The sequence below is a fragment of the Agrobacterium sp. GD03872 genome (assembly GCF_029840625.1).
GTDB lineage: Bacteria > Pseudomonadota > Alphaproteobacteria > Rhizobiales > Rhizobiaceae > Agrobacterium > Agrobacterium fabrum_A.
Genome location: NZ_JAOCCY010000001.1, coordinates 628,610 through 652,890, shown reverse-complemented (window position 1 = coordinate 652,890; position 24,281 = coordinate 628,610). Strand labels below are relative to the sequence as shown.

The following is a 24,281-nucleotide window of genomic DNA, read 5'->3' as shown; positions in this document are numbered from 1 at the left end:
TTTCGCAGGGAATGATGGGTTTGGTAAAAATTCAGGGCATCGCCGCCGTCGCGAAAGCGGGCTCGTTTCAGACGGAACTCCAGGCCACCAGTTCCTTGGCCGGCAGGGGTCTGCTGATCAGATATCCCTGAACCTGATCGCAGCCCAGACGCCTGACGCATTCATATTGCTCCTCGGTCTCGATACCTTCCGCAATCGTCGTCATTCGCAGACTGCGGCCGACACCGACCACGAATTCCACGATCGCCAGCGCATCACGGTCGCTGGTGATATCGCGCAGAAACGACCGGTCGATCTTGATCTTGTCGAAGGGCACGCCACGCAGATTGGCGAGCGAGGAATAACCTGTGCCGAAATCATCCATGGCGATCTGGATACCGACAGCCTTCAGGCGTGAAAGCGTGTTGATCGTCTGGTCGCTCTTGTTGAGCAGGATCGATTCGGTGATTTCAAGCTCGAGCCGGCTCGGCTCCAGCCCGCTTTTCTCCAGCGCGCCCATGACGTTCTGGATGAGAGTGGTGCTGTGGAACTGAACCGGCGAGAGATTGACCGCCACCTTCATATCCTCGTCCCAGCCCATCGCTTCGCGGCAGGCGGTCTCCATCACCCATTTTCCAAGCGAATGGATGAGACCGGTTCTTTCCGCCACGGGAATGAACACACTGGGCGGCACATCGCCGCGCACGGGGTGTTTCCAGCGCAGCAGCGCCTCGAAGCCGCAGAGCTTGCGTGTCTGCGTCGCCACCTGCGGCTGGTAATAGACTTCCATCTCGTCGTTCTGCAACGCCGTCTGCAGGTCAGCCTCGAAGGACTTCTTCTCGGTCAGCTGCTTCTGCATGCGCACCTTGAAAACGCTCGCACGGCCGGGGCCGATGGCCTTCGCCTCGTAAAGCGCCAGATCCGCACGCTTGAACAGTTCGTCCGCATCAACGGCGCCATGCGAAATGGCGATGCCAATGCAGGTGCCGATTTTGACCTCCTGCTCACCGAGCTGGTAGGTACGGCTGATCTGGTCGATGAGCTTGGTGGCGAGGCGGCGGGCGGCGTCTTCGTTCAGATCGTCGGAAACGACCGCGAATTCGTCGCCGCCCAGACGGCAGACCATGTCATAATCGCCGCCGATCGCCGAAAGCCGCTGCGCCACGGCCTGAAGCAACGCATCTCCCGCATCGTGGCCGAGCGTGTCGTTGACATCCTTGAACCCGTCGAGATCGAGGAGAAGGATGGCCGTCGTTCCCGTGCCGCCGAAGGATCGCCGTAACCTCTCGATCAATTCCTGCCTGAACAGCGCGCGGTTGGGCAGTCCCGTCAGCGCATCGTGATAGGCGTCATGCTCGAGCCGGACATTCTTCGCCTGCAATTCCAGCGTGGCGGCGCGCAGATCATCCGTCAGGCCGCGCATGCTCTTCTGCGCGCGGTTCAGGAGATCGTTCTGGCGAAGCAGCAATATGACAAGCGCGATACCGCACAGGATCAGGCCTCCGGCCAGCGCTGTGTAAACGATATGCAGCTTGCGCACATCCTCATGGGCCGTATCGATCAGATTGACGTCATAAGCGACGGAAGACGAGGCGAGCGTCGTCATCGGCGCGTCGAGCGCACCCATCGCGGAAAGCAGATCCGGAACATCGGCAGGATTGAGAGTATTCACCTGCTGCTCAAGACGGACCAGAACAGCGTCAAGGTGGGTTACGAGATCCCGCCATTGCTGTTTTTCGTTGATGAACGCGCCAAGATTACCCTGCTTCAGCAGCTCAAGACGGCTCAGCATGATGTCCAGCCGCAATTGCAGCTCGTCCCGGTCGATCTTGTTGGGACTGAGCGCGAACACGGCCAGCTTGTTCTGAAGACGCAGATATTCCGCGACAGTCTGGCTGACGGCCCAGGAATCATTGTAGCGGGCGAACTTCTGCAGAGCGGTCTGCCGCTCGGCAATGACGAAAGCGATATAGCCCGTTGCCAGGACGAAGCAACAGATGATCACCGCCACAAGTTTTCGCAAACGGGCACCTTTATTCCACTATCAGTTTGGCAACTTGCCATGCGGACCGCGAATAATAGGTCTGCTTCTGCAGCTCCGGATCGCTGTCATAGGGATAGATGACAAACAACGGGCCTTTTTCGCGAACTGTCATGTAATTGCCATCCAGCTTGATCGCGAGGATAACGTTAAATTTCTTAAAATCTTCGATCGGTATCGTGCTGACATAATCGTTGAGAGCGACCGCCGTGACGCTGGTGCCCTTTGCACCGACGATATCCATCAATTTTGCCAGCGACACACCATCGAAGCGGACACGGCCATCGTGCCAGGGCGTCGTCGTCTCCACCGTATCCATGCCGAGAGCTTCCAGCATATCGCGATCAAATTGCGCGGCGCCATCGGCATTCGTATTGGTGATGTTCCCGGATATGGTTAATATCGGTTTGCCTTGCGGTTTGGCGATCGTCCCGGCTTCGGCACAGGTAAGCCACGCGAGCGACAAGAACGCACTCAGAAGTACCCGGGCGAAACTCATAATTTTTCTCCATCGATAACGTTCAGGTCGAGGGTTTTCGCCAACCTTTGAAGGTCAAGGGAACCGACGCTAGCAATATATATCAGGAATGGATGTTATATCCTCACTGAGATTTTATCCGTATTTTCTCTAGGTTTTGAGTAAACCCTTTGGATAAGTTTTCCGTCTTATTGTAGCTTTTTACACGCGACGCCCTGTTATGACGCAGGCGGCAAGCTCCGGAAGACCCCTCCCGATAATTCGTCAGGCGTGACAAAGGCCGAATTGTGGCGAGAGCCTTTCGGTCACCGCGCAGTCTCACCTGATTCGCGTGCGGCGGCCGGGCATGCGACGATCCATCGCCATGTCGGGCTGTAAGGACGAATGACGAATTCCGCGTCACAGAAAAATCATGACGTTTGCCGGGACGCACGGTTGAAACATACCGCCCGGGACTTAATATAAAGGCTGTCGTTTCCGTTTCCGGCAACTCCAGAAACCTCCTGTCGGAAATATCCAGACACATGTTCCGCGCAGCGAAAGCCGCGATGCCGGATATCGTCCGGCCAGGACAATTCTGTTCACGTCCCCGGGCCAGATGGCATTTCGCCGTATCGGCCGCATCATGAAGGTAGCCCCTATGCACACCTATCCCGACATCAAACTTCTCATTGATGGCGAATGGCGCGACGCCGTTTCCGGCAAGACGATCGCCGTGTCCGATCCGGCAACCGACGAGATCATCGGCGCGATTGCGCATGCCGAGAAGCAGGACCTCGATCTGGCGCTTGCCGCCGCCGAGCGCGGTTTCAAGGTGTGGCGCGATACCTCGCCCTTCGAGCGCTCGAAGATCATGCGCAAGGCGGCCGATATTCTCCGCGAGCGCAAGGACAGGATCGCCTACATCATGACCCGCGAACAGGGCAAGCCGCTGGCGCAGGCGGGCACCGAGGTCATGGGCGCCGCCGACACCATCGACTGGTTCGCGGAAGAAGCACGCCGCACCTATGGCCAGGTCATTCCGGCCCGCGCAAGCGGCGTTTCGCAGCTTGCCATCAAGCTGCCGGTCGGCCCCGTCGCGGCGTTCACGCCGTGGAATTTCCCGATCAACCAGATCGTCCGCAAGCTTTCCGCAGCGCTTGCCACCGGCTGCTCCATCATCGTCAAGGCGCCGGAAGAAACCCCGGCGTCCCCGGCCGAACTCATTCGCGCCTTCGTGGATGCCGGCGTGCCGGCGGGCGTCATCGGCCTGGTTTATGGCGTGCCGTCGGAAATTTCGGAATATCTGATCCCGCATCCGGTCATCCGCAAGATTTCCTTCACCGGCTCCACCCCCGTCGGCAAACATCTGGCCGCACTGGCCGGCAAGCACATGAAACGCGCCACGATGGAACTCGGCGGCCATGCGCCGGTGATGATCTTTAACGACGCCGATATCGACAAGGCGATCGAAGTGACATCGCTTGCCAAGTTCCGCAATGCCGGCCAGGTCTGCGTCGCTCCCACCCGCTTCCTCGTGCAGGACGCTGTGGCGGATCGCTTCCTTGAAGGTTTCGTGGAAGCCGCCAAGGCCGTCAGGGTCGGCAACGGTCTGGAAGAAGGCGTCATCATGGGACCGCTTGCCAATGAGCGCCGCATTCCGGCGCTTGAGGGCCTCATCAACGACGCCGTTTCCCATGGCGGCGAATTGAAGACCGGCGGCCGCCGCATCGGCAACAAGGGCAATTTCTTCGAGCCGACGGTTCTCGCCAATGTTCCGACCACCGCCAAGATCATGAATGACGAGCCCTTCGGCCCGGTCGCCATCATCAACCGCTTCTCTAGCTTCGATGACGCCGTCACCGAGGCGAACCGCCTGCCCTTCGGCCTCGCATCCTACGCCTTCACCGGTTCGGTCAAGACCGCTCATGCGCTCGGCCAGCAGGTCGAGGCCGGCATGCTGACCATCAACCACAACGGCCTTGCGCTTCCGGAAGTCCCCTTCGGCGGCATCAAGGATTCCGGTTATGGCACGGAAGGCGGCTCGGAAGCGGTTCAGGCCTATCTGGAAACCAAATTCGTCAGCCAGATGAGCTGAGTTGCACAGAAACTTCTTCTCCCCGCCGGGGAGAAGATGCCCAAAGGGCAGATGAGGGGGCAAGCTCTCCACATATCGCTACGCTTGCCCCCTCATCCCGCTGCCGCGACCTTCTCCCCCTCGGGGAGAAGGCGAAAGTCGCGCTCGCTCGATCCATTTTCACCTCTGATCTTTGCTCAGCCTTCTTGCGTATAGCCCCATCCTGCCCTAAAAGAACAAAAAGTGAACTTTGAGGGCGACATGAGCGATACGGCGGCACCGGCGCTGAAGGAAATCTTCAACCGCGAGAAACTGCAGCATATAGCCGATCAGACTAGGGCCGTTCATCCGCCCTTTGACGTTTCCGCCTTCATCGCGCTCGCCACCGAAAACCTTGAAGCGCTGGGCATCATGCAGCGCATGCGGCAGGTGGCGACAAGCCTGCATGCGACGCTGCCTGGCGACTATGCCCGCAACATCGAAATCCTGACCGCCGCGGCGCCAGGCATCGGCAATGGTTTCGCCTCCATTTCGCTGCCGGAATATGTGGCGCTTTACGGCCTCGACGATTTCGATCTTTCCATGGATGCGCTGAACTATTTCACCCGTTTCGGCTCTTCGGAGTTCGCCATCCGGCATTTCCTGCAAAGGGATATGGCCCGCACCCTTGCCGTGATGGAAACATGGTCACGGCATGAAAACGAGCATGTACGGCGGCTGGCCAGCGAAGGCTGCCGGCCGCGCCTGCCCTGGTCGTTCCAGCTCAAACCGCTGATCGACGATCCGTCGCCGGTGACCGCCATCCTCGACACCATGAAGGCCGACGAGGCGCTTTATGTGCGTAAATCCGTCGCCAATCACCTGAACGACATCACCAAGGACAATCCCGGCTTCGTGCTGGCGCTGATCGGGGGATGGCCGAAGGACAATAGCCATACGCGCTGGATCATGCGGCAGGCCTTGCGCACGCTGATCAAGAAGGGTGACGCCACGGCGCTCTCCCATCTCGGCGCGCATGAGGAAGCGCAGATCGCGCTTGCCGCGTTTCAGGTTACGCCAGACAAGGTGGCTCTCGGCAACCCGGTGCGGATTTCAGCCTCTTTCACCTCGACGGCAAAGAGCCCGCAAAAGCTGGTGATCGACTACACCGTGCATTATGTGAAGAAAAGCGGTGACGCCTCGGCAAAGGTCTTCAAATGGAAGGAGATCGAACTTCAGCCCGGCGAGACAAGCACACTGTCGATCAGCCGCGCCATGCGCGATTTCACCACCCGCAAGCATTATGCCGGCCTTCACAGGGTCAACCTGATGATCAATGGCAGGCTGGTGGCAGAAAGCGCATTCGAACTTCTGATCTGAAGCCGGTGAGCGCCCTGCCGTGCCTCAAGCCGCCGGGAAAATCTTTGCCCGGCGAATGATGACAGAACCGCGGTCGCCGGCGGCGACATCGTTTTCCGGCGGCACGTCGAACTCCAGAAGATCGCCGCCATCGGTGCTGGCGATCACCCGGCGCTCACCCGCCCGGTCGAGCACCCGCGCCACCGAGGCCGGAATGCCTTCATGCAGATCTTCCCATTCGAGATCGCCGGGGCGGGCATAGATATCGACGGCGCCATCGCCCTGCGCATAGGAGAAAGGCAGTTCGTTCTCACCGACATAGACCTTGCCGCCGCGCGCCACGCCGGACACACGGTTGGCATCGCCCAGAAAGCGCATGACGAAAGAACTATTGGGCTGGCGGCACACCTCCTTCGGCGTGCCCTGCTGCACGATCTCTCCCTGATTGAGGATGACCACACGGTCGGCGAGATCGAGCGCCTCTTCCTGATCATGCGTGACGAAAATGGTGGTGATACCAAGCGCATCGTGAATTTCGCGCAGCCAGCGGCGGAGATCGCGGCGCACATTGGCGTCCAGCGCACCGAAAGGCTCATCCAGAAGAAGTACTTTCGGATCGACCGAAAGCGCCCGCGCCAGCGCCACGCGCTGCCGCTGGCCGCCGGAGATTTGCGCCGGAAAACGGCCACCCAGGCCATCCAGCTTCACCAGCCGCAGAAGCTCCTCGACGCGGGCGTCGATTGCCGCCCTGTCGCGCTTCACCCTGGAAACCTTCATGCCGAAAGCGATGTTTTCGTTGAGCGTCATGTGTGGAAACAGCGCATAATGCTGGAACACAAAACCGACGCCACGGTCACGCACCGGAATATTGGTGGCGTCCTCATCTCCAAAGAAGATGTGGCCGCCATCGCTATATTCGAGGCCGGCGACCATGCGCAGAATAGTCGTCTTGCCGGAGCCGGAAGGTCCGAGCAGCGCCAGAAGCTCACCGCTTTCGATATCCAGCGAAACATCGCGGACGGCGCGGAAGGTATCGAAGGTCTTCACCACATTTTCGAGGCGGATTTTCATGGGAATCAGGTCTCCGTGGCGATGGCGGCATCGCCGTTGGTCTTTTTGGCCCCGCGCCCGGCGCCGCGCTGCTCCAGCGCCACCTTGGCGATGATGGTGACGACGGCGAGCGTAGCGAGGATCGAGGCCGAGGCGAAGGCGCCGGTCGTCTGGTAATCGTGATAGAGCAGCTCGATGTGGAGCGGCAGCGTATTGGTCTGGCCGCGAATATTGCCCGATACCACCGATACCGCACCGAATTCACCCATCACGCGCGCATTGCACAGCACGACGCCGTAAAGCAGCGCCCATTTGATGTTCGGCAAGGTCACCGAAAAGAAGGTGCGCCAGCCGGATGCGCCAAGCGAGGTCGCCGCCTCTTCCAGATCGCGGCCCTGCGCCTGCATCAGCGGAATGAGTTCCCGCGCCACGAAAGGTGCTGTAACGAACATCGAGGCGATGACGATGCCGGGAAGCGCGAACAGTATCTTGATGTCATGCGCATCGAGGAACGGCCCGAACAGCCCCTGCAAGCCGTAAACGAAGAGATAGGCGACACCGGCGACGATCGGCGAGATGGAGAAGGGTATCTCGATCAGCACCAGCAGGAAGCGCCGGCCGGGAAAATCGAACTTGGTGATCGCCCATGCGGCCGCAACCCCGAAGGCGGTATTGACAGGCACGGCGATCAGCGCCGTCAGCACCGTCAGCATGATGGCGTGGCGGGTATCTGGGTGGATAATGGTGGCCGAATAGGCCTTCCAACCCTGCGAAAAGGCTTCGACACCGATAATGACAAGCGGTGCGACGACCAGCAGGGCGCCGATGACGAGCACGAAGGCGATCAGACTGCGGCGAACGAGAGGCGCGTCACCGACACGTGGCGGCTTGCGATGTGAAGAAACGGCGCTCATCTCTCAGCTCCTCACCGTGTAACGCAGCGCACGCGCCTGCAGGTAGTTGGTCACCGCCAGCATCACGAAAGCGGTGATGAGCAGCACGGAGGCGATGGCGGCGGCGGCCTGATAATCATATTCCTCCAGCCGGATGAAGATCAAAAGCGCGGTGATCTCCGTCGAAAACGGCTGGTTGCCGGCGATGAAGATGATCGCCCCGAATTCGCCGAGGCTGCGGGCGAAGGAAAGGGAGAGGCCGGCCAGAAGCGCCGGCGTCAGAAGCGGCAGGATGACCTTGCGAAATATCTCGAGATCGGAACCGCCGAGCGACTGCGCCGCTTCCTCCAGCGCCGGATCGAGATCTTCCAGCACCGGCTGCACCGTGCGCACGATGAAGGGCAGGCTGGTGAAGGCCATCGCCACCATGATGCCGAGCGGCGTATAGGCGACCTTGATGCCGAATTGCGCAAGCACCGAGCCGAACCAGCCATTGCCCGCAAACAGCGTCGTCAACGCAATACCGGCAACGGCGGTGGGAAGCGCAAAGGGCAGATCGACGATGGCATCGACAATGCGCCAGCCGGGAAAACGGTACCGCGTCAGCACCCAGGCAAGCGCCAGTCCGAAAACGACGTTGAAGAGCGTGGCCGCCAGTGCGCAGAGCACCGTGACGCGATAGCTGGCGACGGCGCGCGGCGAAGAAATGATCGCCCAATATTCAGCCGGCCCGAGGCTTGCCGCCTTGAACACCAGCGCCGAGAGCGGCAGAAGCACGATGATGGCGACATAAGTAAGGGTAACGCCAAGGGACAATTTCAGCCCCGGCAGCACATTCCGCTTCAAACCCCGCCCCCAATTCATCAAAAAGCGACCCGGCAGTTTCCCGCCGGGTCTTTTGCCTGTTCTTTATCGTCGTGATTAACGGCTGCCGTAAAGCGTATCAAGCGTCGCGCCGGATGCAAAATGCTCTTTCTGGATTTTGTCCCAGCCGCCGAAGACATCATCGACATTGACGAGGCGAATGGCCGGGAACTTGCCCTTGAATTCGCCAACGACCTTTTCATTGTGGACGCGGTGGCCGAATTCGGCGGCGATGCGCTGGCCTTCCTCGGTATAGAGGAAGTCGAGATAGCTCTTCGCCAGATCGCGCGAGCCGCGCTTGTCGACCACCTTGTCCACCACGGCCACGGGGAATTCGGCCAAAAGGCTGACGGAGGGCACGACGCCTTCCACCTTGTCGGCGCCATATTGCTTGGCTATGCCGCGCGTCTCGGCTTCGAAGGTGATCAGCACGTCGCCGATCTCGCGTTCCACGAAGGTGGTGGTGGCGGCGCGGCCCCCGGTGTCAAAGACCGGCGTGTTGTCGAAGATTTTCTTGACGAATTCCTGAACCTTCGCCCCGTCGCCGTTGAACTTCTCCTTGGCGTAGGCCGTAGCGGCCAGATAGGTGTAACGGGCGTTGCCCGAAGTCTTCGGATTGGGGAAGACCACCTTCACGTCGTCGCGGGCGAGATCGTCCCAGTCCTTGATACCCTTGGGATTGCCGGCGCGCACGAGGAAGGAGGGGAAGGAATAGAACGGCGAGGCGTCGTTCGGAAAATCCTTCTTCCAGTCAGCGGAAACGAAGCCCTGCTTCACCAGAAAATCGACATCGGTGACCTGGTTGAAGGTCACGACATCGGCTTCCAGACCCTCGACGATGGCGCGCGCCTGCTTGGAGGTGCCGGCATGCGACTGGTCGACGGTGACGCCCGGATGCAGCTTGATGAACGCCTCGTTCTCGGCCGCGAAAACTTCGCGGGCGACATCGTAGGATGCGTTGAGAATGGTGGTCGGAGACTGCGCCTGCGCCGCGCCTGCAAAAAGAGCGGCAATGGCAGTACCGATAATGAGAAGACGTTTCATGAATACCCCCGGCAATTCGAATGGTGCTCAACATAGCGGGCGGCGGCAACGCCCGCGAGAAACAGCCATGCTTTCCGGGCGCGCGGATTGGAAATTTCGCCCAAAGAACGTCCACTCCAAAGGCGATGATTTCATATATAGCAGGAAGCCGGATTTCTTTTGCGTCGCCCTAGAGACGATGATCGGGGAACAGATTGCCGGAATGTGCGGCAAAATAAGGCGCAAGGTCGTCCTCCGTCACCCCATCCAGCCGTGCCGGCCGCCAGCGGGGATTGCGGTCCTTGTCGACCAGCGCCGCACGCACGCCCTCGTAAAAATCGTGCTGGCGCAATATCTCGGTGCCGGCGGCAAATTCCCTTTCCAGGCATTCGATGAGGCTCGCACTTTCCTGGCCGAGGCGCAGCAGCCTCAATGTCAGTTTCAGGCTGGTAGGGGAGCGCTTCTGCAGGGTCTCGAGCGTCTCGCGTGAAAACGCATCGTCGCGGGCCGAAAGCGCGGCGAAAATCTCCTCGACCGTATCGAAACGGAATGTCGCATCGATGATGTGCCGGTTTGCGGCGAGAATGCCGTCCCCCGCCTCAATGGCTTGAGCCGCTATGACAGCATCGATATCATCGGTCTCGGCAGCTTGCGACAGATCCTGCACCAGTATTTCGAGGCGATCGGAAGGCACGCAATAATCTGCAAAACCGGCATAGACCGCATCGGCGGCGGTGACGGTATTGCCCGTCAGCCCCAGCCAGGTGCCGCATTCACCGGGCGCTCTCGGAAGAAGCCAGGAACCGCCGACATCGGGGAAATAACCGATGCCGGTTTCCGGCATGGCGAGTTTTGTGCGCTGCGTGACGATGCGATGGCTGCCATGGGCGGAAATGCCGACGCCGCCGCCCATGACGATACCGTCCATCAGCGCCACATAGGGCTTGCCAAACCGGGCGATGCGATAGTTGAGCGGAAATTCCTCGCGCCAGAAATCGAGAACCTGCGGGTCATCCGCCTTGCCGAGATCGTGGATGATGCGGACATCCCCGCCGGCGCAAAGCCCTCTCTCCCCCTCCCCCGTCAGCACCACACAGGCAATATCGGGATCGTCCTCGAAACGCTGGAGCGCCTGAAACAGGTCGCGCACCATCGGCAATGTCAGGCTGTTGATGGCCTTCGGACGGTTGAGGCGGACAATGCCGGCACCTCCGCGTTTCTCGACGATGACCTGCGCATCCGCTTCCGTTCTCTGTTCCAAGACCGCCTCCTCCGCTGCCATTGATCCGGCCATCTTGGCGGCCTTGGCGCAATCACGCAACGGTGATCTTGCCCTGCCGGAACGTCTTTCGCTCAAACCGCTTTAACGGATTGGAAAATGCCAGAAATCCGCTTTCGCAATGCAGCATGTTTGCTTGACGCCCGGAAAATCATGGCATGTAATGGGGCTTGGAAATGCCGGCATTGATTCCTGTCGAGCGTGTGCCGGACCAAGCGGAATGTCGCCTTCTCAAAGGCGCTGTAAACAGCAACGGGAGACGAGCATGCAGGTTTCGGAACACGAATGGATCAGTAAACGGGCATATACACTCTGGGAAAAGGAAGGCCACCCCCATGGGCGCGACGCGCACCATTGGGAGCAGGCCAGGCATGAATTTTCGCTGCTGAAGACATCGGAAGCGACGAAACCCGCAACACGCAAGAAGGCCGCTCCCAAGGCCGCTGCGGCTGAGGCAGTGGATGTGGAAGCACCGGCAAAGCCCAAGAGCCGTGCCCGCAAGGCGGCCGCCGCGAAATAGCGGGACGGTCATACCGACACATCGATCCAAAATCTGGAAGCAACCGAATGATGCGCGGGCATGCAGCCTCGCCAAACGGGGCATTTTACGATGACACCCTGGAAGGGCTTCCAAGACGAGACAATGTCCCCGGCGACAGACCGGGGACATTTTTTCATTGACTATGTTTAGCTCGCAAGTATTCCCGCCAGCCTAAACACTATTGTCTCGACAGGCATTCCGTATCGGCCGGATCACACGCACGATAGCTCCGGGGTGCCGGCTCGGGCGGGCGAACCTGCTCCTGTGCCGGAGCGCGGCCTTCGGGACGCCGTTGTTCTTCAGGTTGGACGCGACGCTCGGGGCGACGCTGACCATCATCCTGATTGAACTGACGGTTGCGATCGCGGTTTTCATCTTCCCAGCGGCGGCGATCATCTTCTCGACGCGGCCTGTCCTGATTTCGGTCACCCTGGTTCCAGTCGCCGTAGCGACGCTCCCAGCGACCGTCATTCGGACCACCCTGACGGGGATCGCGCCACTCGTCGCGGCGACCATCGCGCCAGTCGTCCCGGCGTCCGTCACGCCAATCGTCACGCGGACGCGGGCGATCCCAGTCGGCGCGCGGCGGTGGCGCATTCCAGTAGCCGCCGGACGGCGGCGGGCGACGCCAGCGGTCGCGCTCGCGGTAAAAGTCGCGGTCGCGATAATAGCGGTCCCAATAACGGCCGACTTCGAAGGTGATCACCGGCACACCGAGATCGCGGTAATAACGCGGCTCGACATAAACCCGGTTCTGCCGGTAGGTGGTGGCGATGTAACGCCCGGCCACCCAGCCGCGACCGCCTACGAAGGAGACATCGCACCACGGCGTATCGGACAGGCAGCCATGGACGGTGAGCGGCGCGCCATTCGGGATCACCACGACGGCCGGATAGGCCGTGCTCGGGCCGGAGCGCATATTCACATTCGCGGTGGCGAAACCGCGCGTCGCAGCTTCGGCGAGAGCCGGCGCGGCAAGCATGGCCACCAGCGCAATTGCGCCAAACAGTTTTCTCTTCACTTCTTTCTCCTCAAGCAAAGGCCCGCTTTGCCCTTGTCGGCATCCACCATGTTCGATGGACGAGTATGCGTTCCGCATACTGCCACGACCGGAAAATACGCGGTTCTGCATGAACGCAGCATGAAACAAATGAGGCATCCAATCAGTTCCACCTGCGGCAATGAGCGCCCGATAAATCGCCGCCGGAATGGACCGCCGGTCTTGACTTCGGGGGGCAATCATCCGACTTCAATGCAACGGCAATATGGAGCAGAACCATGAGCGAAACCGCACAGACGACCGTCGACCAGAGCGAAGTGGACCGCTTCTCCGCGATGGCTGCGGAGTGGTGGAGCCCGACCGGCAAGTTCCGCCCGCTGCACAAGTTCAATCCGGTGCGGCTCGAATATATCCGCAACCGCATCTGCGAGAATTTCGGCCGCGACCCGAAGGCGCACCGCCCGCTGGAGGGGCTGCGCATATTGGATATCGGCTGCGGCGGCGGCCTTCTCTCCGAACCCGTTGCACGCATGGGCGCGGATGTGGTGGGCGCCGATCCCTCGGAAAAGAATATCGGCATCGCCTCCACCCATGCCCGCGAAAGCGGGGTCAGCGTCGATTACCGCGCCGTCACCGCCGAACAGTTGCAGGAAGCCGGCGAGACCTTCGACGTCATCCTCAACATGGAGGTGGTCGAGCATGTGGCCAATGTCGATCTCTTCGTCACCACCTGCGCGAAAATGGTGCGCCCCGGCGGGCTGATGTTCGCCGCCACGATTAACCGCACGATGAAGGCCAGGGCGCTGGCGATCTTCGCCGCCGAAAACGTGTTGCGCTGGCTGCCGCGCGGTACGCATCAATATGAAAAACTGGTTCGCCCGGAAGAGCTTGAACGGCCGCTGGTGGCGAGCGGCATGGATATCATCCACCGCACCGGCGTCTTCTACAACGTGCTGCAGGATCGCTGGAACCTCTCGCCGGATATGGACGTCAACTACATGATGCTGGCGAAGCGGCCGGCGCAGGGGTGACGCTGGACGCTAACGAGCGATGGCGTCTGAAGAAGTTCAGTTGACGTCGTCGGGCAGCGCCGGCAGCGGTGCGATCTCGATGCCCTCGTCCAGCAGGGCCTTGGCGTCCTGCGCCGAGGCGTTACCGATGATACCCCGCTCATCCGCTTCGCCATAGTGGATCTTGCGGGCTTCTTCGGGGAACCTGTCGCCGACATCCTCGGCATTGGCGCGGATATTGGCGACGGCCTCACGGATTTTCGCCAGCGCCTCCTTTCTGGCGGTATCCATGGCGAGCGTCTGACGTTCGTCTTTCTTGCGGGCGGTGGAAACCGAAGGCGCCATCAACAGCTTGGAGACCTGCACGGAATTGCAGACCGGGCAAGACAGGAAACCGCGCTGCAACTGATTGTCGAAATCGTCGCTGCCGGCAAACCAGCCTTCGAATTCATGGCCCTTTTCACAGGCCAGCGCATAACGGATCACGCCGCTTCACCTCCGGCAGGTTTCAGGGGAATAACCGTGTCCAGACCGAACTCGCGGGCATTGCGGAGATTGGGAATTTTTCCGCGCGCGGCAGCCACCAGCGATGTGTCGATCTCGGTGAAGATGATCTCTTCTCCAGTGCCGCCGGCAATGGCCAGAACCTTGCCCCACGGATCGATGATGATGGAATGGCCGAAGGTCTCCCGCCCGTCCTCATGCACGCCGGCCTGCGCGGCGGCAATGACGAAAGCGCCGTTTTCAATGGCGCGGGCACGCAGCAGGACCTCCCAGTGCGCCTCCCCCGTCTGGCGGGTGAAAGCCGCCGGAACGGTCAGAACCTCAGCGCCGGCCAGTGCTTCTGCGCGGAAAAGCTGCGGGAAACGAACGTCGTAGCAAATCGCGAAGCCGAATTTTCCCAGCGGAAGTTCGGCGATACGCGCCACTTCGCCGGGTTGATAAGCAGCGCTTTCACGCCAGCTTTCGCCATTGTCGAGATCTACATCGAACATATGAATCTTGTCATAACTGCAGATGCGCGAACCGTCAGGCGCGAAGAGAAAACCGCGATTGGCGATCTTGCCATCCGGGCGGGCAATGGCCGTGGAGCCGACATGGACATGAATGCCGAGCTCGCGGGCAAGACGGGCGGCCGTCGCAACGATGATATCGCCATTGTCATCCCGCAGTTGCGCACGCAGCGCCTGCCGATCCTTCTGGATCGCGCCCGTCATTTCCGGGGTCTGCACATAAACGGCGCCTGCGGCGGCGGCGGCGCGCACCAGCCGTTCCATATCGGCAGCATTTCTTGCCGGATCGACGCCGGAGCGCATCTGGATGGCGGCAGCCTTGAAACTCATCACATCCTCCATGCCCGCAAATCGGGCCGATCAGGCGGCCAGCAGCGCGTCCAGCTTGCCGGCGCGCTCCAGCGCGTGCAGATCGTCGCAACCGCCCACATGCTGGCCGTTGATGAAGATTTGCGGGAAGGTCGTGCCGCCGGATTTCTCGATCATTTCCTGCCGGTATTCCGGTGTCGTGGTGGCGTTATATTCGGCATAATCCACGCCCTTGCTGTCCAGCAGCGCCTTGGCGCGCGCGCAATAACCACAAAAATCCCGCGTATAGATCGTCACCGGTGCCATGTTTTCAAAGCCCTCGCAAACGTGCGGCAAAACGCACGATAAAGTCATGTCATTCAGGTTTCATATAGGCCCGGAAATGGCCATTGCAAAGGTCAAAACCGTCACATCCGCGGCACCGGCCTTGCGCAGGGCGCGGCTTGCCGCACCCACCGTCGCGCCGGTGGTATAGACGTCATCCACCAGCACCACGCGCTTGCCATGAACATCGGTTTCCCGGCCGGGCGCAAGCGAGAAAGCGCCGCGCATATTGTCCTGCCGGGCGAGCGCGGAAAGCCCCACCTGCCGCTCTGTCGGCTTCACGCGTAGCAGTGTGCCGGCAAGCAAGGGTTTGCCGGAGGCCCTGGCGAGATGCCGCGCCAGTTCGGCGGATTGATTGAAACGGCGGCGCAGGAAACGGTGACGATGCAATGGCACGGGTACGATGCAATCACAGGCATTCACCGCTCCGTCGCTTGCCCGCAGCATCCACAACGCCATCAGGCGGGCGAGGTCGGTCCTGTCCTGATATTTCAGCCGGTGCACCAGCTTGCGGGCGGCTCCCTCATGGCTGGCGACGGCGCGCAGCCGGTCGAAGGGCGGCGGCTCGGCAATCGCCCGCGCGCTGACAAAACCCTCTCCGTGATCCCGCGCAAAGGGAATGCCGAGAATCTCGCAGAACGGGTGATCGATAAAGGCCACATCACGCCAGCAATCGGGACACAACGCCCCTTCGCTGCCGGTCATGCGATTGCAGCCGGCGCAGGTCGGCGGGTAAACGAGGCGGAAGACCGAGCGCAACACGCCGTCTGCCGCCGACAAGGCCGCGGACTTCGATAGCAACCCCGAAAACAGACTTTCACCAGCGCCCATGAGGTTGACTTTACCGCCGAACGGGTGCCTTTGCGAGGGCGATAGTTCTATCCCGACACCGGGAAAACGATGCCCTGAGCGGCATGAGACCAACGATACGGCCCGCCGATCCCGAAGGCGCTTAAGGCCGAGCAGGCAAGACGATGGATATTCTCTTTGACCAGGCCCTGATCGAACAAAACCGCCGCCGGGCGTGGGCCAGGCGCGACGACAAGGCTCTGTTTCTTCTCGATATGGCGGCCGAAGAACTGGCCGACAGGCTCGCCATCGTCGAGCGCCAGTTCGAGACCGCGATCGAACTTCACGGCGGAACCGGCGTCACTGCCCGGCGGCTGGCGGAAACCGGCAAGGTGGATAACATTCGCCGTATCGAAACCGAAAGCTCTTTTGCAACGGATGCGAATATTCCCGAGGCCGCTTCCATGGAGCATCTGCCGCTTGAGGAAGCCTCCGCCAATCTCATCGTTTCACCGCTTGCCCTGCATCTGACCAACGACACGCCCGGTGCGCTGATCCAGATACGGCGGGCATTAAAACCGGATGGCCTGTTTCTCGGCGCCATTCCCGGCAGCGGCACCCTGCAGGAACTGCGCGACGTGCTGCTGACGGCAGAGGCGGAACTGACCGGTGGCGCGAGCCCGCGCGTCATTCCCTTCGCCGATGTGCGCGATGTCGGCGCGCTGCTGCAACGGGCAGGTTTTGCGCTGCCCGTTACCGATGCGGAAAGCTACACGGTGCGTTACGATTCGATTTTTCCGCTGATGCGCGATCTGCGCGCCATGGGCATGGCCAATCCGCTGGCGAGCCGCAGCAGGAAACCGCTCAACCGCGCCTTTTTCCTGCGCGCGGCGGAGCTTTATGCCGAGCGATATTCGGATCCCGACGGGCGGATAAGGGCGACATTTTCCATCATCTATGTATCAGGCTGGGCGCCGCATGAAAGCCAGCAGAAACCGCTGAAACCCGGTTCCGCCAAGGTGCGGCTTGCAGATGCCTTGAAGACAACGGAGGTGAAGCTGTCCTGAGCGATCAGCCCGACGGTTTCAACTCGGCTAAGGTATCGCCGATGAACTGAAACACGGCGTTGATATTGGTGCTGATGTCACCCGCGCCAGCGATGAGGGCGGCGGAAAGCAGCCCCGCGATCAAACCGTATTCAATCGCTGTGGCACCGTCTTCGTTTTTGCAAAAATTCATAAAAAAATGCAGCACAGGATATTCCCCATCCACCATCCGGTGCGTTGCGACAACCGGCATCTGCCCTGTTGAAATTGGCACTATCCTAGGTCGGCGATATGAGGAATCCGTTACCGTTGATGGTAAACGATCAGCAACCGCTCTCGTTGCTGTAACCCGTGACCACGCAAGGCATATCCGGCATCGGCTGGGTGACGCTGCGGCGAATGGAATAGGTCTTGCCCATATCGGTCTTCTTGATGGAGCCCGTGCTGATCATATCGTAATTGTCGGGAAACTGCGCCACCCGCGTGGATGATTTTCCGGCAAGCATGGGCGTGATGATCAGGGAAAGGGCGATGACCGCCGTGCCGAAAAGTAGCGCCACGTTGAGCACGCCGGTGCGACGGGATTTGTCGGAATACAAGTGACGACCTTCCACCGTCTTCCAGAAATCCTCGTTCATGACCAACCTCGTCTCGCGCAGTTTACCGCTTCTTTAGCTTAACAATCTGCCAGAGGGTGCTGAACGATCTCTTAACACAGCCCCGTTTTGGCACGGCAAACCGCTGACAACAGCGCATTTTCACGAAGCTGTGACGGGATAATATGCGAGGGGCTTCGGACGACTTCCGATTCTACAGCAAATCCTGCAGGAAGGGGATGAGCGGCTCATCGGCCGGCGGCATGGGGTAATCGCGCAGCGCCTGCGGTTTCACCCATTTCAGCGCCTGTCCTTCACGGCCATGCGCAATGCCCTCATAACGGCGGCAGACGTAAAGCGGCATCAGGAGGTGAAAGGTCTCATAGGTGTGGCTGGCAAATGTCAGCGGCGCGAGGCAGGCGACCTTGGTTTTGATGCCCAGTTCCTCGTCCAGCTCGCGGACAAGGGTTTCCTCCGGCGTCTCGCCATGCTCAACCTTGCCGCCCGGAAATTCCCACAGGCCCGCAAGCGACTTTCCTTCCGGACGTTGCGCCAGAAGAATGCGGCCATCCTGATCGAGAAGGGCGCAGGCGGCGACCAGCAGGATTTTTTTGCCGGCCTCGCTCATTCTCCCGCATCCTTGCGCCAGTAACGATAACGATAGGCTTCGGAGAAACCGAATTTTTCATAGAGCGCGATGGCGGGCGCATTGGTGGTGTCGACCTGCAGCCAGGCGCTTTTTGCGCCGCTTATTCTGGCCCAGCGCAACGCGGATGACAGGATCTGTGTGCCGAGACCCTTTTTGCGCTGCGCTTTCGCAACATCGAGCGAGAGAATGCCGGCAAGATCGTTATCCTGCACGCAGATGACGGTAGCGAGCGGATTGCCCTCCACTTCCTCATTGATGAAGAGGCCAAGCGTCGGTTTGATGGAGCTGACGATCTCCGCAATCGCCGGGCGCAGCGCCGGGTCGCCATCCGTGACCTTGATGCTCGCTTCGACAAAACGGCCGATATCGTGGCTCGGCAGGCTGACCAGCGTTTCCGGTAACTCGATGCCCGAGAGATCGGCGGTCATGACCATGACCTCTTCGAATACGGACCAGCCGTCCTCTACCAGGAAATCCTTGAGCTGCGGCGGCATCAGCGTCGTTTCGCGCACCACCAGCGGCCGGCCGAAATCTTCGAAGCGCTTGCGCGCCTTTTCCAGCCGTACCGCGCTGTTTCCATAGTCGGAGGGATCGAGCGGCACCACGCAGTTGATGCGTTTGGAGGGGTGCGAACCCGTCAGACGGATTTGCCAGCTGCCGTCATAGATCACCGACGAGGCAGGCCATGCCCGGAAGCTGACGGCTTCCAGACGGCGAACCAGCGGCAGATTGACGGCCTTGTTGTCCTGCATTCTCTTCGGCTCCAACGGTCAGCTCCGATAGTCGCCGTTGATCGCAACATATTCTTTCGTCAGGTCACAGGTCCAGACGGTGGCCGTACCGTTACCGAGGCCGATATCCACCTCCACCGGAATGTCTTCGAGACGCATTACCGCGCTGGTTTCCGCCTCCGAATAGTCCGGGTCACGCTCGCCGTTGACGGCTACGCGCACGCCGCCGAACCAGATGGCGAGGCGGTCGCGGTCGGCCATTTCGCCGGACTTGCCGACAGCCATGACGACGCGGCCCCAATTGGCGTCTTCACCGGCAACCGCGGTCTTCACCAGCGGCGAATTGGCGATGGAAAGGGCGATCTTCTTGGCGGCGGCGTCGTTCTCCGCGCCTGTTACGGTGACTTCCACCATCTTGCGCGCGCCCTCGCCGTCACGAACCACCTGCAAGGCGAGATCCTTCAGAAGATCGTTCAATGCGGCGCGGAAACCGGCCAAGCGCTCGTCATCGGCGCTCGTCACCTTCACCTGGCCGTCTTCAGCCGCTGCACCTGTCGCAAACAGCATCAGCGTATCGGAGGTGGAAGTGTCGCTATCGACCGTCACGGAATTGAAGGTCGGGCCGACGCCGGCCGACAGCAGGGATTGCAGGGCGGCGGGCTCGATATCGGCATCCGTCACCACGAAGGAGAGCATCGTCGCCATGTCGGGCGCAATCATGCCGGCGCCCTTGGAAATACCGTTGATCGTCACGATCACGCCGCCGATCTCGGCGGTGCGGGTCGCGACCTTGGGATAGGTGTCGGTCGTCATGATCGCCTTGGCGGCTTCCTGCCAGAAATCGGCCTCTGCCCTGACGTTCATGTCGCCGAGAACACCGGCGAATTTCGTCGCATCCAGCGGCTCGCCGATCACACCCGTCGATGCCAGGAAAACCTCACCTTCGAAGCAGCCGACGGCGGCGGCGGCGGATTTCGCCGTCAACTCGGTCGCGGCCTTGCCCTTGACGCCGGTAAAGGCATTGGCGTTGCCGGAATTGACCACCACGGCACGCGCCACGCCGCCGCCGAGATTGGCGCGGCAGAAATCGACCGGGGCAGATGGGCATTTCGATTTGGTGAAGACACCGGCGACACTCGCCGGCTTGTCGAACACCATCAAGAGAACGTCGGTGCGGTTCTTGTACTTGATGCCGGCGGCGGCCGTCGCCATGCGAACACCGCGCAGCGCGGGCATGTCGGGATAGGATTTCGGAGCGAGCGGGGAAACGGCAACGGACATGGGAAGCGCCTGAAATTCTGGAAAAGGGGTCTGAAATGCCTGAGATGAAACGGGGCGGCCCATAGCCGCCCCGTAACATTTGTTTTTACTGCTGCGGCTGAGCCTGCTGTTCCTTCGTGGCTTCGTCGTAGCCCTTCTTCAGCGTCTCATCCATGATTTCGATCTTCTGGTCGGCCTTTGCCTTCTCGATGAGGGCAACGTACTTGTCACGCATGACGAGCTGACGAACCTGCGGCTCGACCTGCTCGAAAGCCGGCGGCGGTGCGATGCGCTTGTCTTCCAGCTTGATGACGTGGAAGCCGAACTGGGTCTTCACCGGAGCCTTGGTGTAGGCGCCCTTTTCGAGGCCGAAAGCGGCCTCTTCGAATTCCGGCACCATGCGGCCCTTGCCGAACCAGCCGAGATCGCCGCCGTCATCCTTGTTGGAATCGGTCGACTTTTCCTTGGCGAGCGCGGCGAAATCCTTGCCCGAATCAAGCTGCTTGATGATGTCTTTCGCTTCGTCCTCGCTGGCGACGAGAATGTGCGCAGCCTTGATTTCCTCTTCCTGCGGCAGGGCTGCGACTTCCTTGTCGTAGCGGGCCTTTACTTCGTCAGCGGTGACGGCATCGACCACATGCTTGCGGAAATAGGCGTTGTGCAGCTCACGGTCCTGGATGAATTCCATGCGCTTTTTAAAATCTTCAGTCTTTTCCAGACCTTCGGCGCTGGCGTTCTTCACCAGAAGCTTGACGTCGATGGCGCCGGAAAGGGCAGCGACCTTCTTCTGCTCGTCGGGAAGCTGCGCGAGCTGCGGGTCGAGATTGCCCATGGCGAGATCGAGTTCTGACTGGTGGATTTCCAGGTCGCCGACCTTGGCGACAACCTTGTCTTCCTGTGCGAAAGCCGGAAGCTGGAGGCCGAGCGTGGCCACAATCACCGCAGCCGCAATTTTATTATAGCGCAACATTTTGAACCTTTCGGGGACAATGCCGGCTCCAGACATGGTTTCCGGCTCTGAAAAAACTTCCAAACACCGGATTGTGGCCATTCTGTAACGGGCAGAACCGTTGACATCATTTGCCCCCCCTCTTATCTGTCACGCAACCTCGCGTCCAGATACGTTGAAGGGCGAAGTCCGTCATTTGTGCTGAATTCGGCGTGACGGAGAAAAGCGCCCGGCAAAACGGAATTTCAGAAAGGGCCAGTAAGATGGTCAGTCTCGGCGGTATAGCCCGCAAGTTGTTCGGTTCGGCAAATGATCGCCGCGTCCGCTCCTATAAAAGCAAGATCGCAGCCATCAATGCGCTGGAAGAGGCCACCAAGGCGCTGTCCGATGAGGCGCTGGCGGCCAAGACCGCCGAGTTCCGCCAGCAGCTGGCAGACGGCAAGACGCTTGATGACCTGCTGATCCCGGCTTTTGCCGTGGCCCGAGAAGCATCGCGCCGTGTCCTCCACATGCGTCCATTCGATGTGCAGCTGACGGGCGGCATGATCCTGCACGGCGGCGCCATCGCCGAAATGAAGACGGGCGAAGGCAAGACGCTGGTGGCGACGCTTGCGGTCTACCTCAACGCGCTCGCCGGCAAGGGCGTGCATGTCGTTACCGTGAACGACTATCTTGCCCAGCGTGACGCCGCCACCATGAGCAGGCTTTACCGCTTCCTTGGTCTCACCACCGGCGTGATCGTTCATGGCCTCGACGACGACCAGCGCCGCGAGGCTTATGCCTGCGACATCACCTACGCGACGAACAACGAACTCGGTTTCGATTATCTGCGCGACAACATGAAATATGACCGCGCCCAGATGGTTCAGCGCGGCCACAACTACGCGATCGTCGACGAAGTCGACTCGATCCTGGTCGATGAGGCGCGCACGCCGCTCATCATTTCCGGTCCGCTGGACGACCGTTCCGATCTCTACAACACCATCGACGCCTTCATTCCGCTTTTGACGCCGGAAGACTACGAGATCGATGAGAAGCAGCGCTCGGCCAACTTCTCCGAAGAAGGCACCGAGAAGCTCGAAAACCTGCTGCGGCAGGCGGGCCTGCTGAAGGGCGAATCGCTTTACGACGTCGAAAACGTCGCCATCGTCCACCACATCAACAATGCGCTGAAGGCCCACAAGCTCTTCACCCGCGACAAGGACTACATCGTCCGCAACGACGAAATCGTCATCATCGACGAATTCACCGGCCGCATGATGCCGGGCCGCCGTTATTCCGAAGGTCAGCACCAGGCTCTGGAAGCCAAGGAAAAGGTGCAGATCCAGCCGGAAAATCAGACGCTGTCCTCCGTCACCTTCCAGAATTATTTCCGCATGTATGAAAAGCTGGCCGGCATGACCGGTACGGCGGCGACGGAAGCGGAAGAATTCGGCAACATCTACGGTCTCGACGTCATCGAAGTGCCGACCAACCTGCCGATCCAGCGTATCGATGAGGACGACGAGGTCTACCGCACCGGCGAGGAGAAGTTCCTCGCCATCATCACCGAGATCAAGGCGGCGCATGAGCGCGGCCAGCCGGTTCTGGTCGGCACGACATCCATCGAAAAATCCGAGCTTCTGGCCAATATGCTGCGCCAGTCCGGCTTCACCGATTTCCAGGTCCTGAACGCCCGTTATCACGAGCAGGAAGCCTATATCGTTTCGCAGGCCGGTGTTCCCGGCGCCGTCACCATCGCCACCAACATGGCCGGCCGCGGCACCGACATCCAGCTTGGCGGCAACGTCGACATGCGTCTGGAGCGTGAGCTGGAAGGCATGGAGCCGGGTCCTGAGCTTGATGCGAAGGAAGAGGCGATCCGCGCCGAGATCAAGGTGCTGAAGGAAAAGGCGCTCGCCGCCGGCGGTCTTTACGTCATCGCCACCGAACGCCACGAAAGCCGACGCATAGACAACCAGCTGCGCGGCCGTTCCGGCCGTCAGGGTGACCCCGGCCGTTCGAAATTCTACCTGTCGCTTCAGGATGACCTGATGCGCATCTTCGGTTCCGAGCGCATGGACAGCATGCTGCAGAAGCTCGGCCTGAAGGACGGTGAGGCCATCGTCCACCCGTGGATCAACAAGGCGCTGGAACGCGCCCAGAAGAAGGTCGAAGCCCGCAACTTCGAGACCCGCAAGAACCTTCTGAAATATGACGACGTGCTGAACGACCAGCGCAAGGTGATCTTCGATCAGCGCCTTGAGCTGATGGAAGCCGACAATATCGGCGAAACCGCTGCCGATATGCGTCACGAAGTCATCGAAATGCTCGTCACCAAGCATATTCCTGAAAATGCTTATGCCGAACAGTGGGATATCGCCGGCCTGAAGGCGGGCATCGCCCAGTTCCTCAACCTCGACCTGCCGGTGGAGGAATGGGCCAAGGAAGAAGGCATCGCCGAGGACGATATTCTTCAGCGCGTCACCGAGGCCGCCGACAAATACGCCGCCGAGCGCGCGGAACGTTTCGGCCCCGAGATCATGACCTATGTCGAACGTTCGGTCATTCTCCAGACGATCGACCACCTGTGGCGCGAACATATCGTCAATCTTGACCATCTTCGTTCCGTCGTCGGTTTCCGCGGTTATGCCCAGCGCGACCCGCTGCAGGAATACAAGGCCGAAGCCTTCGAGCTGTTCCAGGCGCTGCTTGCCAATCTGCGCGAGGCCGTTACAGCCCAGCTGATGCGTGTGGAACTGGTGCAGCAGGAACCGCAGCAGCCGGAACTGCCGGAAATGACCGCGCATCATCTCGACCCCAATACGGGCGAAGACGAAATGGCGCAGGGCATGCAGGCCGCCCCCGCCGCTTTCGTTCCGTCCGACGAGCGCGATCCAAACAACCCCGCCACCTGGGGTCGTATCGGCCGTAACGAAATGTGCCCCTGCGGCTCCGGCAAGAAATACAAGCACTGCCACGGCGTTTACGAACAGGCCTGAAGCAGTTCCTGACGGACAAACGAAATCGCCCGCACCTTTGGTTGCGGGCGATTTTCGTTACACCCCTTGATCGCTGTTGACG

24 protein-coding genes are annotated in these 24,281 nt (G+C 60.4%); 6 read left to right on the top strand and 18 right to left on the bottom strand.

Annotated elements, in window-relative coordinates:
- Window positions 1-67 precede the first annotated feature (67 nt).
- Both N5D22_RS03195 and N5D22_RS03190 read right to left on the bottom strand, forming a co-directional pair.
- Window positions 68-2,002, bottom strand: coding sequence for an EAL domain-containing protein (locus tag N5D22_RS03195; RefSeq protein ID WP_279659033.1), 1,935 nt, complete (start codon window positions 2,000-2,002; stop codon window positions 68-70).
- A gap of 10 nt (window positions 2,003-2,012) precedes the next feature.
- Complete coding sequence (locus tag N5D22_RS03190) at window positions 2,013-2,519, bottom strand: molybdopterin-dependent oxidoreductase (RefSeq protein WP_279655993.1); 507 nt, start codon at window positions 2,517-2,519, stop codon at window positions 2,013-2,015.
- A 619-nt stretch (window positions 2,520-3,138) separates the two neighbouring features.
- Here N5D22_RS03190 and N5D22_RS03185 point away from each other — a divergent pair.
- The gene (locus N5D22_RS03185) at window positions 3,139-4,575 is read left to right on the top strand and encodes an NAD-dependent succinate-semialdehyde dehydrogenase (RefSeq protein ID WP_279655994.1); all 1,437 of its coding nucleotides are present in this window, start codon (window positions 3,139-3,141) and stop codon (window positions 4,573-4,575) included.
- Between the two features lie 240 nt (window positions 4,576-4,815).
- Window positions 4,816-5,913: a DNA alkylation repair protein gene (locus N5D22_RS03180; RefSeq protein WP_279655995.1), complete on the top strand. Its 1,098-nt coding sequence runs from the start codon at window positions 4,816-4,818 to the stop codon at window positions 5,911-5,913.
- 24 nt (window positions 5,914-5,937) lie between these two features.
- On the opposite strand, the gene N5D22_RS03175 is transcribed toward N5D22_RS03180, so the two are convergent.
- The 5 genes from N5D22_RS03175 to N5D22_RS03155 form a co-directional block, all read right to left on the bottom strand.
- A complete protein-coding gene (locus tag N5D22_RS03175; RefSeq protein ID WP_279655996.1) occupies window positions 5,938-6,963 on the bottom strand; it encodes a sulfate/molybdate ABC transporter ATP-binding protein in 1,026 nt (341 codons plus the stop codon).
- A 5-nt stretch (window positions 6,964-6,968) separates the two neighbouring features.
- Complete coding sequence (gene cysW, locus N5D22_RS03170) at window positions 6,969-7,856, bottom strand: sulfate ABC transporter permease subunit CysW (RefSeq protein ID WP_279655997.1); 888 nt, start codon at window positions 7,854-7,856, stop codon at window positions 6,969-6,971.
- Between the two features lie 3 nt (window positions 7,857-7,859).
- Entirely contained in the window at window positions 7,860-8,699 is an 840-nt protein-coding gene (gene cysT / locus N5D22_RS03165) for a sulfate ABC transporter permease subunit CysT (protein ID WP_279655998.1), read from the bottom strand.
- A 57-nt stretch (window positions 8,700-8,756) separates the two neighbouring features.
- A complete protein-coding gene (gene cysP, locus N5D22_RS03160) occupies window positions 8,757-9,743 on the bottom strand; it encodes a thiosulfate ABC transporter substrate-binding protein CysP (RefSeq protein WP_279655999.1) in 987 nt (328 codons plus the stop codon).
- Between the two features lie 169 nt (window positions 9,744-9,912).
- Window positions 9,913-10,983, bottom strand: coding sequence for an enoyl-CoA hydratase/isomerase family protein (locus N5D22_RS03155; RefSeq protein ID WP_279656000.1), 1,071 nt, complete (start codon window positions 10,981-10,983; stop codon window positions 9,913-9,915).
- Between the two features lie 283 nt (window positions 10,984-11,266).
- Here N5D22_RS03155 and N5D22_RS03150 point away from each other — a divergent pair, with 283 nt between their 5' ends.
- The gene (locus N5D22_RS03150) at window positions 11,267-11,521 is read left to right on the top strand and encodes a DUF2934 domain-containing protein (protein WP_279656001.1); all 255 of its coding nucleotides are present in this window, start codon (window positions 11,267-11,269) and stop codon (window positions 11,519-11,521) included.
- Between the two features lie 199 nt (window positions 11,522-11,720).
- Here N5D22_RS03150 and N5D22_RS03145 read toward each other — a convergent pair whose 3' ends face one another.
- Window positions 11,721-12,563: an SH3 domain-containing protein gene (locus tag N5D22_RS03145; protein WP_279656002.1), complete on the bottom strand. Its 843-nt coding sequence runs from the start codon at window positions 12,561-12,563 to the stop codon at window positions 11,721-11,723.
- Window positions 12,564-12,820: 257 nt separating this feature from the next.
- On the opposite strand from N5D22_RS03145, the gene ubiG reads away from it, so the two are divergent.
- Window positions 12,821-13,573, top strand: coding sequence for a bifunctional 2-polyprenyl-6-hydroxyphenol methylase/3-demethylubiquinol 3-O-methyltransferase UbiG (gene ubiG, locus N5D22_RS03140; protein ID WP_279656003.1), 753 nt, complete (start codon window positions 12,821-12,823; stop codon window positions 13,571-13,573).
- A gap of 36 nt (window positions 13,574-13,609) precedes the next feature.
- On the opposite strand, the gene N5D22_RS03135 is transcribed toward ubiG, so the two are convergent.
- From N5D22_RS03135 to N5D22_RS03120, 4 genes are read right to left on the bottom strand one after another with little or no spacing between them, the layout of a single operon-like run.
- Window positions 13,610-14,038 (bottom strand): DUF1178 family protein, encoded by a 429-nt coding sequence (locus N5D22_RS03135; RefSeq protein WP_279656004.1) that lies wholly within the window; start codon window positions 14,036-14,038, stop codon window positions 13,610-13,612.
- A complete protein-coding gene (locus N5D22_RS03130) occupies window positions 14,035-14,895 on the bottom strand; it encodes a carbon-nitrogen hydrolase family protein (RefSeq protein ID WP_279656005.1) in 861 nt (286 codons plus the stop codon). The genes N5D22_RS03135 and N5D22_RS03130 overlap by 4 nt, the downstream gene beginning before the upstream one ends.
- A 30-nt stretch (window positions 14,896-14,925) precedes the next feature.
- On the bottom strand, window positions 14,926-15,180 hold the full coding sequence (grxC, locus tag N5D22_RS03125; RefSeq protein WP_003522552.1) for a glutaredoxin 3: 255 nt from the start codon (window positions 15,178-15,180) through the stop codon (window positions 14,926-14,928).
- A gap of 60 nt (window positions 15,181-15,240) precedes the next feature.
- On the bottom strand, window positions 15,241-16,029 hold the full coding sequence (locus N5D22_RS03120) for a ComF family protein (protein WP_279656006.1): 789 nt from the start codon (window positions 16,027-16,029) through the stop codon (window positions 15,241-15,243).
- Window positions 16,030-16,172: 143 nt separating this feature from the next.
- On the opposite strand from N5D22_RS03120, the gene N5D22_RS03115 reads away from it, so the two are divergent.
- Window positions 16,173-17,054, top strand: a complete 882-nt coding sequence (locus tag N5D22_RS03115; RefSeq protein ID WP_279656007.1) for a methyltransferase domain-containing protein — start codon at window positions 16,173-16,175, stop codon at window positions 17,052-17,054.
- Between the two features lie 4 nt (window positions 17,055-17,058).
- Here N5D22_RS03115 and N5D22_RS03110 read toward each other — a convergent pair whose 3' ends face one another.
- From N5D22_RS03110 to N5D22_RS03085, 6 genes are all read right to left on the bottom strand, one after another.
- A complete protein-coding gene (locus N5D22_RS03110; RefSeq protein ID WP_279656008.1) occupies window positions 17,059-17,286 on the bottom strand; it encodes a Flp family type IVb pilin in 228 nt (75 codons plus the stop codon).
- A gap of 70 nt (window positions 17,287-17,356) precedes the next feature.
- Window positions 17,357-17,671, bottom strand: a complete 315-nt coding sequence (locus tag N5D22_RS03105) for a hypothetical protein (RefSeq protein ID WP_279656009.1) — start codon at window positions 17,669-17,671, stop codon at window positions 17,357-17,359.
- A gap of 172 nt (window positions 17,672-17,843) precedes the next feature.
- Window positions 17,844-18,257 (bottom strand): 8-oxo-dGTP diphosphatase MutT, encoded by a 414-nt coding sequence (gene mutT / locus N5D22_RS03100; protein WP_020012084.1) that lies wholly within the window; start codon window positions 18,255-18,257, stop codon window positions 17,844-17,846.
- On the bottom strand, window positions 18,254-19,030 hold the full coding sequence (locus N5D22_RS03095) for a GNAT family N-acetyltransferase (RefSeq protein ID WP_279656010.1): 777 nt from the start codon (window positions 19,028-19,030) through the stop codon (window positions 18,254-18,256). The genes mutT and N5D22_RS03095 overlap by 4 nt, the downstream gene beginning before the upstream one ends.
- A gap of 18 nt (window positions 19,031-19,048) precedes the next feature.
- The gene (argJ, locus tag N5D22_RS03090) at window positions 19,049-20,290 is read right to left on the bottom strand and encodes a bifunctional glutamate N-acetyltransferase/amino-acid acetyltransferase ArgJ (RefSeq protein ID WP_279656011.1); all 1,242 of its coding nucleotides are present in this window, start codon (window positions 20,288-20,290) and stop codon (window positions 19,049-19,051) included.
- An 85-nt stretch (window positions 20,291-20,375) separates the two neighbouring features.
- The gene (locus tag N5D22_RS03085; protein ID WP_279656012.1) at window positions 20,376-21,239 is read right to left on the bottom strand and encodes a peptidylprolyl isomerase; all 864 of its coding nucleotides are present in this window, start codon (window positions 21,237-21,239) and stop codon (window positions 20,376-20,378) included.
- Between the two features lie 242 nt (window positions 21,240-21,481).
- Here N5D22_RS03085 and secA point away from each other — a divergent pair, with 242 nt between their 5' ends.
- On the top strand, window positions 21,482-24,199 hold the full coding sequence (gene secA / locus N5D22_RS03080; protein WP_279656013.1) for a preprotein translocase subunit SecA: 2,718 nt from the start codon (window positions 21,482-21,484) through the stop codon (window positions 24,197-24,199).
- Window positions 24,200-24,281: the final 82 nt, after the last annotated feature.